Annotated in this window: 19 protein-coding genes; 9 read left to right on the top strand and 10 right to left on the bottom strand. The window is 40.6% G+C overall.

Features of this window, described 5'->3' with window-relative positions; all coding sequences use genetic code 11:
• Window positions 1-111: 111 nt before the first annotated feature.
• The 4 genes from ACNAN0_RS02855 (at window position 112) to ACNAN0_RS02840 (ending at window position 2,618) form a co-directional block, all read left to right on the top strand.
• Window positions 112-942: a hypothetical protein gene (locus tag ACNAN0_RS02855; RefSeq protein WP_230913567.1), complete on the top strand. Its 831-nt coding sequence runs from the start codon at window positions 112-114 to the stop codon at window positions 940-942.
• Between the two features lie 38 nt (window positions 943-980).
• Window positions 981-1,478 (top strand): DUF3862 domain-containing protein, encoded by a 498-nt coding sequence (locus ACNAN0_RS02850; protein WP_416354164.1) that lies wholly within the window; start codon window positions 981-983, stop codon window positions 1,476-1,478.
• A 143-nt stretch (window positions 1,479-1,621) separates the two neighbouring features.
• A complete protein-coding gene (locus ACNAN0_RS02845; RefSeq protein WP_416353803.1) occupies window positions 1,622-2,263 on the top strand; it encodes a DUF4352 domain-containing protein in 642 nt (213 codons plus the stop codon).
• Window positions 2,264-2,288: 25 nt separating this feature from the next.
• On the top strand, window positions 2,289-2,618 hold the full coding sequence (locus tag ACNAN0_RS02840; RefSeq protein ID WP_230913570.1) for a hypothetical protein: 330 nt from the start codon (window positions 2,289-2,291) through the stop codon (window positions 2,616-2,618).
• Between the two features lie 15 nt (window positions 2,619-2,633).
• On the opposite strand, the gene ACNAN0_RS02835 is transcribed toward ACNAN0_RS02840, so the two are convergent.
• Window positions 2,634-3,254 carry a sugar O-acetyltransferase gene (locus ACNAN0_RS02835; RefSeq protein ID WP_416353802.1) on the bottom strand — a complete coding sequence of 207 codons (621 nt, stop codon included), beginning with the start codon at window positions 3,252-3,254 and terminating at the stop codon, window positions 2,634-2,636.
• Between the two features lie 153 nt (window positions 3,255-3,407).
• Between ACNAN0_RS02835 and ACNAN0_RS02830 the strand changes: the two genes are divergently transcribed.
• A complete protein-coding gene (locus tag ACNAN0_RS02830; RefSeq protein WP_230913572.1) occupies window positions 3,408-3,692 on the top strand; it encodes a hypothetical protein in 285 nt (94 codons plus the stop codon).
• Window positions 3,693-3,701: 9 nt separating this feature from the next.
• On the opposite strand, the gene ACNAN0_RS02825 is transcribed toward ACNAN0_RS02830, so the two are convergent.
• Window positions 3,702-4,184 (bottom strand): GNAT family N-acetyltransferase, encoded by a 483-nt coding sequence (locus ACNAN0_RS02825; RefSeq protein ID WP_230913573.1) that lies wholly within the window; start codon window positions 4,182-4,184, stop codon window positions 3,702-3,704.
• 100 nt (window positions 4,185-4,284) lie between these two features.
• On the opposite strand from ACNAN0_RS02825, the gene ACNAN0_RS02820 reads away from it, so the two are divergent.
• Window positions 4,285-4,815, top strand: a complete 531-nt coding sequence (locus ACNAN0_RS02820) for a hypothetical protein (protein ID WP_230913574.1) — start codon at window positions 4,285-4,287, stop codon at window positions 4,813-4,815.
• Here ACNAN0_RS02820 and ACNAN0_RS02815 read toward each other — a convergent pair.
• From ACNAN0_RS02815 to ACNAN0_RS02805, 3 genes are read right to left on the bottom strand one after another with little or no spacing between them, the layout of a single operon-like run.
• Window positions 4,768-5,310, bottom strand: coding sequence for a GNAT family N-acetyltransferase (locus ACNAN0_RS02815; protein ID WP_230913575.1), 543 nt, complete (start codon window positions 5,308-5,310; stop codon window positions 4,768-4,770). The genes ACNAN0_RS02820 and ACNAN0_RS02815 overlap by 48 nt on opposite strands.
• Window positions 5,311-5,329: 19 nt before the next feature.
• On the bottom strand, window positions 5,330-6,412 hold the full coding sequence (locus tag ACNAN0_RS02810; protein WP_416353801.1) for a S66 family peptidase: 1,083 nt from the start codon (window positions 6,410-6,412) through the stop codon (window positions 5,330-5,332).
• 26 nt (window positions 6,413-6,438) lie between these two features.
• A complete protein-coding gene (locus ACNAN0_RS02805) occupies window positions 6,439-7,284 on the bottom strand; it encodes an aldo/keto reductase (RefSeq protein ID WP_416353800.1) in 846 nt (281 codons plus the stop codon).
• A gap of 181 nt (window positions 7,285-7,465) precedes the next feature.
• Here ACNAN0_RS02805 and ACNAN0_RS02800 point away from each other — a divergent pair, with 181 nt between their 5' ends.
• From ACNAN0_RS02800 to ACNAN0_RS02790, 3 genes are all read left to right on the top strand, one after another.
• Window positions 7,466-8,341 carry an AEC family transporter gene (locus ACNAN0_RS02800; protein WP_416353799.1) on the top strand — a complete coding sequence of 292 codons (876 nt, stop codon included), beginning with the start codon at window positions 7,466-7,468 and terminating at the stop codon, window positions 8,339-8,341.
• 126 nt (window positions 8,342-8,467) lie between these two features.
• A complete protein-coding gene (locus tag ACNAN0_RS02795) occupies window positions 8,468-8,680 on the top strand; it encodes a hypothetical protein (RefSeq protein WP_230913578.1) in 213 nt (70 codons plus the stop codon).
• A gap of 114 nt (window positions 8,681-8,794) precedes the next feature.
• Entirely contained in the window at window positions 8,795-8,983 is a 189-nt protein-coding gene (locus ACNAN0_RS02790) for a hypothetical protein (RefSeq protein WP_230913579.1), read from the top strand.
• A gap of 92 nt (window positions 8,984-9,075) precedes the next feature.
• On the opposite strand, the gene ACNAN0_RS02785 is transcribed toward ACNAN0_RS02790, so the two are convergent.
• The 5 genes from ACNAN0_RS02785 to ACNAN0_RS02765 are packed head-to-tail and all read right to left on the bottom strand — an operon-like array spanning window position 9,076 to window position 13,074.
• Window positions 9,076-9,879, bottom strand: coding sequence for a Cof-type HAD-IIB family hydrolase (locus ACNAN0_RS02785; RefSeq protein ID WP_416353798.1), 804 nt, complete (start codon window positions 9,877-9,879; stop codon window positions 9,076-9,078).
• A 14-nt stretch (window positions 9,880-9,893) separates the two neighbouring features.
• The gene (gene ulaG, locus ACNAN0_RS02780; protein WP_416353797.1) at window positions 9,894-10,973 is read right to left on the bottom strand and encodes an L-ascorbate 6-phosphate lactonase; all 1,080 of its coding nucleotides are present in this window, start codon (window positions 10,971-10,973) and stop codon (window positions 9,894-9,896) included.
• A 13-nt stretch (window positions 10,974-10,986) separates the two neighbouring features.
• Window positions 10,987-11,274, bottom strand: coding sequence for a PTS sugar transporter subunit IIB (locus ACNAN0_RS02775; RefSeq protein ID WP_230913582.1), 288 nt, complete (start codon window positions 11,272-11,274; stop codon window positions 10,987-10,989).
• A gap of 38 nt (window positions 11,275-11,312) precedes the next feature.
• On the bottom strand, window positions 11,313-12,617 hold the full coding sequence (locus ACNAN0_RS02770) for a PTS ascorbate transporter subunit IIC (RefSeq protein ID WP_416353796.1): 1,305 nt from the start codon (window positions 12,615-12,617) through the stop codon (window positions 11,313-11,315).
• Window positions 12,604-13,074 (bottom strand): PTS sugar transporter subunit IIA, encoded by a 471-nt coding sequence (locus ACNAN0_RS02765; protein WP_416353795.1) that lies wholly within the window; start codon window positions 13,072-13,074, stop codon window positions 12,604-12,606. Before ACNAN0_RS02765 ends, ACNAN0_RS02770 begins: the two co-directional genes overlap by 14 nt.
• Between the last annotated feature and the right edge of the window lie 137 nt (window positions 13,075-13,211).

Here is a 13,211-nt window from a genome sequence, read left to right as displayed (position 1 = left end):
TTAGAAATATGGTAGGATATAGAGGTGTAGATTTGAATTGTTTTTTTACGTAAAATTGAAATAATCCTTTTAAAATTTCGTTGTACAATACTGGGTGAGGATGTGAAGAATGTGCAAAATTCTTTTGAAGCTTTATTAGAAAAATATCGGCTTGAAAACTTGATTCATGCCAATCAAGTAAATATAAATTATGAGCCACAAGCGGATGAGTACAGTACAATTCAGGCAATTTTTAATGACCAAATTGATCAAGCAACAAATCATCGTGATTGGCAACGGGTGATCGAGTTGCTAAAGGCTATGGTTGGGGTTAGCCAAAACGCTGGTAATTTAGATGATACGATCATTTCAGAACTATCATTGCTCTATCTTACATACAGCCGTTATTACAATACGGATTTACAAAATGCACAGGTGCAGCCGATTATTGAGCATCTCAATCAATTGATCCAGCAAGCACAGGCAACACCAGAAAATGTCAATGCCTTGATTCAAAATGTCGTTAATAATTTAACGGTTCCAAATAATCTGCCATTAAGCATTGATCCACGCAATGAATTAACCATGATGCTACAGCAAAGTCGTGGCAATGCCGCTGCTAGTACCAATAATCCTACTTTAGATCAAACGATCAACTCTTTGCAGCAGGAATCAATGCGCAGTCGGCGTGATCAAATTCAAAATGTAGATTTGGACCACGATGAAGATTCAGATGATATGGATGATTATGAAGATGAAGCACCGTTTTATAAAAAATGGTGGTTCTGGACTTTGATTGTCCTAATCTTACTCATTGTTGGGGTCGTTATTCGCTTAATCGTTTCGAAAGTGACCACACCCACCTCAGCAACACCTGCCCGCACTGAACAAGTCGCTAAATCTAGTCAGCAGCAAAGCCGCTCGGAAGGTAAAAAAAAAATTCCCGTGCACATTCCCGACTAGCCTCAACTGATACTACCAGCAGTTCTAGCCAAAAAAGTATCGTATCTGGGACACAATTTACTTTAAATGATTTTAATAGTATTACCTTGGGTGATTTTTCTAAAATGGGGACTGGCGGCGTCACTTTGAATGATCTAACTGCAAAGTACGGTAAACCAGATAATACAAGCTCAGTCAAACAAAACGATCAGAACACAACCATCGCTACTTGGAATCGGATGGCAAATCAAGCTAACGCAACTGTTTCAGTGGGTTTTGTTCAAAATAAGGCCTTCAGCAAAAGTTTGAATGATTATCAGGTAGAGCGAAAAGATCCAATTACAATTGCTCAATTTAATCAGTTACAGACTGGCGCTGATGCTGATGCAGCTTTAAATACATTAGGATTGCCAAATCAAGTCAATATGATCACGATCTCTGGCTCCACTCAGGCAACGTACACCTATGACAAGGCTATGAAACCAACCAATGCTAAAATTGTGCTGACCTTTATGAATAATAAATTACAAGGTAAAACACAACACGGCTTGGATTAGCCTGACCAGTTCATGGCAACCCCAACTTTTAAAATGCATTTGCTCGTAAAAAGTGGCTGAAAACAAGACAATCGTTTTGTTTTCAGCCACTACTTGTTTGTAAGCAATTTAAGTCTAAACATATTCCAAAAGGAGTTTTGATATTGAAACAAAAGCCAACTAAGCTTCCCTTTTATTTGAATATCTGGTTTTATTTAACTATCCTATTGGCTTTGAGTAATGTTATTATTTTTATGACTATTTCAGCTACCAACAATCACCACGCTGAACAACAGATACAACTCAAAAAATTGCAAGCACAAAATAAACAATTGCAACATGAAAATAAGAATTATCGGCTACTCAATAAAACGTTAACCAACGTGCAGCAAAAAACAGACGCCGTTACCAAAAACTCGAAAGCAGCCGCAAAAACACCCATAAAACCTGCTAGTTTTGGACAGACCCAAACATATGCTGATAACATCAAAGTCACGGTCAATACATTACAATTTAGTGATGAGACACCCGACCAAAATATTTCGGATACTCAACTGGATACTCAACTGATCAAGATTCAATTTCAAATTGAAAATGGCAGTCATGAAGAGCTGCATGCCAGTGGTGTTGACTTTGCCATGTATGATGGCAAGCGGCAAAAGGCCACTGAAGATACCAAAGATTTTTATGCGGAAGTTATTGCCCCACAGATGACTTCTTCGGGAACCTTATATTTCCACGCTAAAAATGCCGGCCCCTATACGATCCAGTACAACGGGAAAAGTTGGCAAACGGCACAGCCTTAAACTAATTTAGAAAGTTGTTGGTATCATGATGCAAAAGAAAAGAGACCAGCGTGCCCTCAAACGTGTTTGGCAGCATAGTCTCCTTAATAATCCTGAAAATTCATTTATCAAACAGTGGTGGTTCTGGGTCCTAGTAGCTTTAGTCATTGGCACCATTATTTCCACTGGCCAAACACCATATGATTACGCCGGTCTAACCAGTATGTTTGTTGGCTTTTTCGGTCTAATCACTCTAATTAACGGTCTCATCCGCTGGCTTCGTCATAAAAAAATTGGGGTGGTTTTACCGATACTATTTGGTCTTTGTTGTGTCATTAGCTTAGTGGCTGGAATTTTAGCCAAACATTTTTATTAATTTCCCAGGAAATAATTATTTTAAATCTTGGTCAGCTAAGTAAGCGGCTTTTTGTTGCTGCCAATAATCTTGATCAGCCTGAGTGATTGGCCGCAGTACTTTGCAAGGATTTCCAACGGCAACCACATTGTCAGGAATATCTTTGACCACAATTGAACCTGACCCAATGACTACATTACTGCCAATGGTTACCCCAGGATTAACGACGGTATTCCCACCAATCCAAACATTATCCCCAATTGTAATTGGGTAGCCATATTCCAGCTCCTCATTACGAATAGCCGCATCGATTGGATGCCCCGCCGTATAGAGGCCAACTCGTGGGGCTAAATAGACATTAGCGCCGATCGTGATTGGTGCAGTATCAATAAAAATACAGTCATAATTCGCATAGAAATGATTGCCAATTGTTGTGTGAGTCCCATAATCAATATGAAAAGGCTGTTCAATGTATATTTGATCTCCTGTTTGCCCAAATAATTCTTTTAATAATTCCTGGCGATAGGCCATTTGTTCTTCAGTAGTCTGATTGAATAAGCGCGTTAATTTGCGCGCGCGAGCATTCACTTTACGGATCTCTGGATCAGCTGCTTTATACAATTGCCCGGATAACATTCGTTCTTTTTGACTTGGCATGCCGCCACCTCTTCCATTTTTAATCACTGATGCCCATGCTACCGAATCAGACGTTAAAGTGCAAATTTTGACTGACCACAATCAGAAACCTTGCAAAAAAAGTCTCATTTCTGAATAATCATAAGTAAAGATCTAAGCAATGAGGTGCCTATTATGAGTTTATTCAATAACAATCGACAAATTCACAAGATTCTGGAAGAACGTGGTCTCTCACATTGTTCCAAAAATGTCGCGTACCAAGCGGAGGCCATTTTAAGTGAACTAGATCGTAAAAATCTGCTCCGCGAAAGCAAACGCCTGAACCTTGAAGATCGCGCAGATGAAGAGATCATTGCCTATCTGCGCGCATTAGTTGAACAAAATTGGATCTTGGTCCAACAAAATAATGAGATCTTAAATCATCTCAAGCAAACCACTGCTAACGAGTCTGCATCTTAGGGCTCGTTTTTAAATTGCCTTGCTAAAAAAGACATCCATGGCATTATGCTCTAGTGTTTTGGGATCTGGTTTGATTGGCTGAAAGCCCATTTTTCGATAGAGATGAATTGCAGCCTTCAAGGTATGATGTGTTTCTAAATAAACCCGTTGGTAACCAGCCGCTTTCGCAAAACGCAAGGCTTGCTGCACAAGTTGATAACTGAGGCCAGCGCCACGGTTCTGAGGCTGAATATATAATTTCTGTAATTCGGCGATACCGTTAGCTTCGTCAAATTCACCAATCCCAACACCACCAATAACCTGGGCCGTTGCATCGACGGCTACAAAGTACGCACGCTTGACAGTAGCTTGATAATACTGGCTCAGGTGCATTAACTCTGGGTCGAAGTAAGCTGTCCCTGGCTTGGCTAAGCCCACAGCAGCTAAACTCTGGCGAATGATTTGCGCCATAACCTGATCATCTTTAGGTTCTAATAAACGAATATTGGTCATCGCGATTACCTCCTGTGATTTACTACGGAATCATTTGTTCTTTTGATAAGGGTACACTAAAATAAGAGCAGTGAGTTTTTTATTTTTTGGGGGCAATCAGATGAATAGTCGCACAGCACGACATCGTAGTGAAAATAAACGGTTGAACTCGACCAATGAACGGTCAAAAAACCGCCGGGAAAATTTTCACGGCAGTTCCAACTCAGCACGGTCTAATTTAATTATTGGTATTATCTTGCTTGTCATGGGTATTTGGATCTTTATTGCCGCTCTACCAATTCATTTTAGCGCGCTTTTTACCGGTGGCGATATTAGCAGTATTTCTGGTCTGCTAACAGCTTTAGCTTTTGGCGTTATTGGCGGCTTGTTAATTTGGCAACGTCAACAGATCAATCAACTGCGGACCAATTTATTTTTAATTGTTTTGGGCGTCATCTTTATTTTAGACTTCTTAACTCTCGGTATCTTTTCTGACCTCAAATACTATGCTTGGTTCGGCCTATTGTTAGGTCTTTGGCATTATATTACCACAGCCCGTTCGACCAGCACTCGTCCACTAATCCAGGCACCTTGGTTTTGGATTTCAATCTTTATCATGCTCAGTGGTATTTTGATCACCGTTTTGGTTTAGTGCCAAGTCTAAAACAAGATTATACCAAGTTTCTCCGGCATGCTGGGACATTGAAATGCCTTCATTGCGGTAACCATTTTGTTCATAAAAGGGAATCAGCCTTTGCAAACAAGTCAACGTCACGCCACGCCGCTGTTGTTGCTGACCTAATTTTGCCAGTGCCGTCAATAGCTGACTACCAATACCCTGCCGTTGATAGTCGGGAGCCACAGCTAAACTTAACACGCCAATATACCCACCTATTTTAGGATTTGGCTGGATTGCTGAAAATAACGTATCGGTCAAATAACGTGCAGCAATAACTGGACCAACCACATAACCCAGTGGCTGGTCTTTTTCATTAACGGCCACCACAAACGTATCTGGAATTGTGAGCAACCGTTGTTTCATCGCTATTGCCGTAGCCGCTTCAGCTGGCGTGAACCCGGACTGTTCAATCGTCATAATTTGAGGCAAATCGATTAACTTAGGATGGCGAAAGCTAAGTTGTGTCATTAAAATCGTCTCCTTTAAGTCAGGCGTTGGCAAAAAAAGGTTCCATAATGGTTAACGTTTTTTGGTCGCAATCCATTTGCAGCAAAGCCCCATATGGCAATGCGGTCCGTGGGTAGCCATGTCCAAAATTGACATTGTAAAAAATCGGCATTTGGTAAGGCGCTGTAACTGTAAGCAAAATCTGCTTATAAGCTTCATAAAAGATTTCATTTTGCGGCTTGCCCACGATGATGCCCCGAATTGCTGCAAAAACACCTTGATCGGCTAATTTTTCAAGCATTTTTTGATAAAGCCTTGGTTGGGGATGGGTTTCACTGGTCTCAATGAATAAAATTTTATCTTGCCAAGTTGCCGTATTGGGAAAAAGCTGATACTTGGCACAAACTTGAGCTTCATCTGGATACCTCGTAGTGGTCAAAATATCGTAAAAACTATCCAAACAGCCGCCCAATAAGCGTCCAGTGGTGATTCCTGACCCCCGTAAAACCTCATAACCACGCTGCTCTTGATGCTGTGGCCGCGGTGTCCCTATTGCCTGTCTAGAAAAATCCGTCCGTTCTTCATACCAGATAGTGCTGGATTCAATTACTGTTCGGGCTGGATTTTGTTTGTAATGCTGTAAAGTTTGCCACGTATATGGTAACGGCTGTGACGCTAGCTCCGCCAAATCATTTAAAAAATTAGGTCCGTAAAATGTTTGCAGACCTAATTGATAAAACATGAGATGGTTAATCGTTGTGTCTGAAAATCCAGAGAATAACTTGGGATCATGCCTAACAGCCAGCTTAAATTGTTGGTCTGTCAGTAAATAAGGCAACGTGCGGTAAGTATCATCGCCACCAATGGCCGCAAAAATGCCACGAATCTTCGGCTCATAAAAAGCCATTTTCAAATCCGCCGCTCGAGCCTCAGGGTGTTGCGCTAAATAGTCGACCCCTTTTAAAGCATGGGGCATAAAAACAGGCTTCAAGCCCAGTGCTTCCAAACGCTGAATGCCCAGTTGCCGTTGATGTCTAGTCGCCGTTTCGCCTAAAATACCGCGAGATAAACTCACAATTGCGACTTGATCACCAGGTTGTAATGGTGCTGGTTTTTGTTGCATAAGACACCTCTTCAGTATCGTTACCGCTAGCCTTGTGTCGCATTATGGGTTTTGCTTGGCGCTGCATCAGGCATCTGATTCAGTACCTTCATATCTTCCGCACTGATTTCAAAATCCAATTGGGCATTATTTTCAGTGTGGGCGCGATGTGTGGCTTTCGGTAACGGTAATACGTCATTTTGAATACAAAATTGGATGGCTAATTGGGCAACACTGGCATGATAATGATCGGTGACTGCTTGAACTTCAGGATTGTGCAGCAGGCCGCCAGTCGCTAATGGCGAATAAGCTTCTACTAAAATATCATTTTGCTTTGCAAAAGTGGTGATTTTCGGCTCTGTAAAGCCAATATAATACTGAATCTGATCTACCATTGGTTTGATTTTAGCCGTGGCAAAAACATTGTCTAAATCATGAACATTAAAATTAGAAACGCCGATGGCTTTAGCCCGACCGGAATTGTAAATTGTTTCCATAGCCCGCCAAGCTTCTCGATTACCCTTATCATGATTCGAACCAATATTGTCCCATGGCCATGGTGCATGGATCAAATAAAGATCTAAATAATCTAGATTCAAATTATGCAGTGTGGTCTCAAAATCAGCCAGTGCCCCTTCGTAAGTTTTTGTTTGTGCCGGCAATTTAGATGTGACAAATAAATCTTCGCGTTGAATGCCTGATTCATTGATTGCTTGACCAACTTCTTTTTCGTTGCCATAGACCAAAGCAGTATCAATATGGCGATAACCTAAATCCAGAGCATCGGCAACAGCTTGCTTAGCTTCATTGGCTGGTATCTGCCAAGTTCCAAAACCAATCTTAGGAATCTTGTGACCATTGCTTAACGTAAATGTATCCGTTAATTTTGTCATAAACTCACTCCTTAAATAATTTCTTTCATAATTAATATACCATTAAATTTATACCGGTAAATACATTACCTAACATCTATATATCTGTTAATAACTTCGCTTTCATTAAGTAATATGATTAGAACAGCTTGTAAAATTTTCGTGAAGTAGGTGTGTTCCCATCCAAGTCTTTTATACTGTCATGTTGCCAGTTTTATTAATTTTTATCAGTGGCTTCATCTTTCAACGTGTTTTTATGCTCGACATTAAGCCCATCTCCACAATGGCTATGTATCTTTTACTGCCTTTTTTAGTGTTTAAAACTTTTTACCAGCAGCCGATCAATCAGAACTTTTTTTATATCGTCGTCACATCAATCATCATCATGGCGCTCTTGATCGTCATTGGTCTAATAATTGCTAAGCTGTTGCATTATAATAAGAAAAAAACGAATGCCTTTCTGCTGGCGACCGTTTTCGCAAATAATGGTAATTATGGTGTTCCCGTAGCTTTGTTTGCTTTTGGTCAAAAAGGCCTTGCTTATGCCATGCCGCTGATGATCTTCTATACTATTCTTATGGGTGTCGTCGGTATCTACATTGCTGCCAGTGGCACCAGCGGTGTGAAAACTGCTTTTATCTCAGTACTCAAACAGCCGATGAATTATGCTATTATTCCTGGTATTATTTTCCAGCAAATGAGCCTTACCATGCCATCTAATTTGATGAAGACCGTGAATATGATCAGTCAAACAGCCATTCCCGTGATCATGCTGGTCTTAGGCATGCAATTAGCTAACGTGATGGGTAAGCATATTGATTGGCGCAGCGTCGGTATCGTTTCAATCGTGCGCTTAATTATTTCCCCTGTCATTGCTTACCTGATCTGTATCCCCTTTCATTTAAGCCCGTTACTGCAAAACATCATTGTGGTTATGGCGGCGATGCCCAGTGCTGCCAATACGACGATTTACGCGATTCAATATAATACGGAACCGGAATTCGTCTCCAGCGCCACACTGATCACAACGATCGTTAGTATTCCCACATTGACTCTATTGCTGAACTTTGTGAGTTGATTCTGACTCAAACTCCCAAAAATTTTTTCATGAAAATGCTAGCAGTATTCAAAAGCAGTAGCTAAAAAATGATAAACATGGTAAAAATATTAAGTAGCTATTCTAATATTGAAAGAGGTCGGATTATTGGCAACCACTGAAGCGCAAAAACGAGCTACCCAACGTTACCGCGAACGCAATCGCGAAAAGACTAAGATACAATCAGCCTATTCTTCAGCTAAGACATACATTAATAAGTACACCAAAAATGAAGCACAACTAGATGAACTTCAGGAATTGATCAAAAAACGGCGCGAAGAACTGCAAGAACAAGTTGGCGACAATTCAAGTACAGACTAGTGTAAACTTTGGTTTAACTGTTTTTATAGCTGTCATTCTTGTTAATTTTTGACAGCCACGAATATTTATATCTGCAATCATTTTACAAAAAATAAAACCAGGATGGTAACTTGAATGGCAACCACAGAAGCACAAAAAAGGGCAAAGAAAAAATGGAACGAAAAAAATAAAGCAAAAGCGAAATTATATACATATCGATCGACGACCAAGACATTTATTGAAACACTCGCTGATTTAAATGATTTGCAAGAGTTGAAGCAATTAATTGCACAACGTGAAGCTAATTTGAAGGCTTCAAATTAGAAAAATCAGGTGGCATCGTAAGTAAATAAAAACGAGTAATTGCACTTTTCAGTCGATTACCCGTTTTTTATTTTATAATTTTTTGTGGAGAACTACTTAAAATAAGCCTCTAGAAATTCAGTCAGACCATCTTGATCATTTGTCAATGTGTGCCGTGTCACTGCCTGTCGCACAGCCTGGACAGCATTGCCCATGGCGACACCAATACCGGCTGTCTTTAACATTTCTAAGTCATTTTCTTCATCACCAAAAGCAATCACATTAGCTAGTGGTAAGTCATAGAATTGGCTTGCTGCGATAATGCCAGTAGCCTTAGAAACGCCTGAAGGCATTAATTCTAACAATTCCCGACGAGAACGGGTCACGCGAAATAAATCACTATGAATTTGCCGCGCGAGATGGTCAATTATCTTAGGTTGATTTGCAATCGCAACTTTATATATTGGTACTTCCAGCTGTAAGTTCGCCACAGGTACATGGTGAAAATTGAGCGACCAACCAGCAAATTTAGGATAATCAGAGATACCAAAATCATTCAATGAATAGACATCATGAACAGAAATTAAATCAAATGGTACTTTGAGTTTGGCGTATAGCTCCATGATGTCATCAATTGCCCGCACATCAAAGGTATCTTGCGCAATAACTTGATGTGTTTTACTAGTGGTTACTAGGGCCCCATTCAAACAAATGAGCGGTGTATCAGTTTGACTCAAATTTAATTGATCAACAATCGGGTTCAAGCCTGGTAACGGTCGACCCGAAGCTGGTACCAGGTGGATGCCCTTGCGCTGTAATTTTTTTAAAGTAGCTTGAGTCGCTGAACTAATCTCCCCTTGGCTATTGAGAAGTGTCTTGTCCAAATCGAATGCAACCATATATTGGCTTAAATCCAAATCAATTCACTTCCTTAGAGAAAGGTAGGATAAGGCATGTCTGGTTGATCAGTGAAACGATCTTCGAATCCCCGGGGATACCTATAATACCGTTTTGAGCTTTGGTTTGGCCAATCATAAGCACCACCTGGCAATAAAATATAAGGCTTAAAATGATAAGCATAATACTGGCTGCGCCGCTGCCAAAGATCAACGATCTCAGTGGGATCACCTAATGTATTCGACCAAACGTCCCAGTGCATTGGTAGAACTACTTTACAATTTAAAGCTTCAGCAGCACGAAGAATGTCGACTGATGTCATCTTATCTTGAACGCCAATAGGATTTTCCGCATAAGCTAAAATAGCAAGATCAATCGTTTGCGTGCGGCCTATCTTGGCAAAATTCACAGAGAAGTGTGAGTCGCCAGCATGATAGATATTGCCAGAGGGCGTTTTAATCAAATAACTGACCGCTCTCAAATCCATATCGGGAATCTGTTGGGTCCCATTATCAGCTAACCCTACGGCATCTGTAATCAAAACCGTTCGATCATAGGATTCTAATACATCAATCTCACAATCTTTGATGTGAATTACATCTCCTGGGCGAACCACTCGAGTTATCGCCTTTGGTACGCCCCACGCCAACCACTGATTGACTACCGCTTGTGGGCCAATTAAAGGGACGTCATCTGGACAATTTTTCAATACGGCGGCAGCAACGAATTTATCTAAATGATCATGATGAAAGTGCGTCACCAGCAAAGCATCTAATTGCTTAATGGCAAAAGGATCGATTACCTGAGGTGTCAGCCGTAAATTAGGTTGAATCTTACGGGCACCAAGCATGCGATGCCACTGATGGTTATCGGACATATCTGGTAAATCATGGGTCTGTTTACCCGTCCCTGACCACAAATCAATCGCGATATTCACAGCGGAATCCGTCTTTAGCCAAATACCCATATTATTCAACCACCAAAGCCGAACATGTTTTGGTGGCACAACGGCGGCTTCGATCGATTCATTTAACCAAGTGCCCCACTCTGGAAAAGTTGCCCTGAGCCAATCGTCACGACTTAGTGCAGAAACCTTCTTCTCATTCGTGGTCATAAGCTAAACGCCTCTATTTCCCAAGATCATTCATTTTTTTATCTAAGTTTGCTTTAATGTCATCTTTATCAATGAAATTATCTAATACAATCGTCTTATCTCTAATGTCATCAGGAAATTGATCAAATAATTCATGCGTCGTGACGTAAATATCAGCTGGTGCACTAGTCACACTGCCTAGATCCACTGTTTCGACTTCAGCATCAGCATCACGATTTTCATCACTCAAAATACTTTCAATATTCATCTTAGCAATCACACTAGAACCGACACCAAAACCACAAACTGCAACAATTTTCATTATAAAAACCTCCATTTTTTGTAATCAATGAATTAAAACTAAAAACCTAATAATACTCGAACCAACTTCAACAAGTACATGATTGGCGTCCAAACCAAGGCATAGTCAATATTGGACCAAGTCAAACCACTGCCATAAACTGCACCGGTCAAAGGATAGAATAAAATGACAGCGGCCGACGAGATCATACCAGTGAATAGACCAGCAAATAATGCGCCACGCCAACCGCCAGCTTTGTTACCAAATACCCCCATCACATTCCCATCAAAGTACATAATAATTGGTGACGGGAAAACAATGACTGGTGATTTAAAAGCAATGGTTAAAAAGGTAACGGCAATTGCCCCAATTGTAGATCCTAGAAAACCAAACATGCCGCCCATCGGTGAATAGGGGAAAAATGTCGGTGCATCTAAGGCTGGTACTGAACCAGGCAAGAATTTATCAGATATTCCCTTGAATGCAGGAACGATCGAGCCAATAAACATCCGAACACCGGATAACAGAATCACAATACCAGCGGTAAATTGGAAGCCTTGCAGAATTAGCCAAATGACCCAATTGGTAGAACCAGCTAATTGCCCAATACCTTTTCCACCCACAGCTAAGCCAATACTGACAAAGATAAGCGGCATTAGGAAAAACAGAACAATGGTACTATCCCGAAACATAGATGCCCATTTAGGTAATTTCATATGATCAGCATCTTGATTGGGATCAGAACTGCCAAACCATTTACCAATAAAGTGTGCTAAGACAGAACCCACTTGATCCATAAAACCTAAAGTGATCATATCTTTGGTCCAAGCTCGTGCTAATTTACGCGTAATAGCTGGCGAATAAGTGTAGTACAGGGCATTTAACAATGTCCCCACAATAACAGTCCAAAGATTATTTGCATGTAGCACGATTGGCAAAGTCACCGCCATAAAGGCCGCATGGTAAAGCATCAAATGAGCTGTTAAATAAACGTTTTTAAAATCTCGTCCAGGCGTGAGCCGAACTAATAATAAATGCACGAAAAAAGCTAATAAGAAAATCATGACGGCATTGCGGGCGATACTATCAAATCGTAAAACCACGCCAAAGACAGCATCATTAGTCGGTAGAACACCTTTTACATGTAAGGCACTGTTTAGCTTTTGAACCACTGGCGATAGCGAATTAATTAAAATTCCAGCGCCGGCACCTAAAATGGTGATACCAATAACGGTTTTAACAACGCCATCAATGACTTGGGGCAATTTCTTCCGCTGGATCAATAATCCAAGTAAGGCGATGATTCCTAAAAAGATAGTCTGGTTACTTAAGATCTGAAAGACAATAAAGTTAATGGCCTTCATCCTTTGCCCCTCCATTGATCAATTGCACAATGCTCTCAATATCATTGTCTGTCTTGGCCGCTCTTAAAATCTGTAAGTTTTCTGACGTACCTAAAAATTGCACTAACTTTTGTAATAATGCCAAATGGGCGTCATTACTAGTAGAAGCCAGAATAATCACAATATCCACGGGATCGTTAGTTTGACTGCCAAATTTGACTGGTTCAGCTAATGTGGTAATGCTAAAACCCGTCTGCAAAACGCTGCTATCTGGACGCGAGTGACCCAATGCAATCCCAGGTGCAATCACAATATAAGGCCCCAATTCCTGTACCCCGGCAATCATTTTATTAATGTATTCGCTTGTAATATACTTATAAGTGACTAACGGTTGCGCACTAACGCGTAAAGCATCCTGCCAGTCCTCCGCGTGCCGTTGTAATTGGACAAAACGCGGTTCAAACTGTTCTGTTTTCATGAGTAACCTCCCTTGAATTAGCCAGAAATATTATTTCACATACGTGCACAAATACATGAAACTTTTTTACATTTGCATTGTAAGCCTTTTCTAAAAAGATAGCAAGATATTTACTTGCTTTTTGGAGATGATCCTAT

It is taken from the genome of Agrilactobacillus fermenti (genome assembly GCF_047943045.1).
GTDB lineage: Bacteria > Bacillota > Bacilli > Lactobacillales > Lactobacillaceae > Agrilactobacillus > Agrilactobacillus fermenti.
Note: the sequence above shows the minus strand (reverse complement) of the source record. Positions and strands in the feature narration are given on the sequence as shown.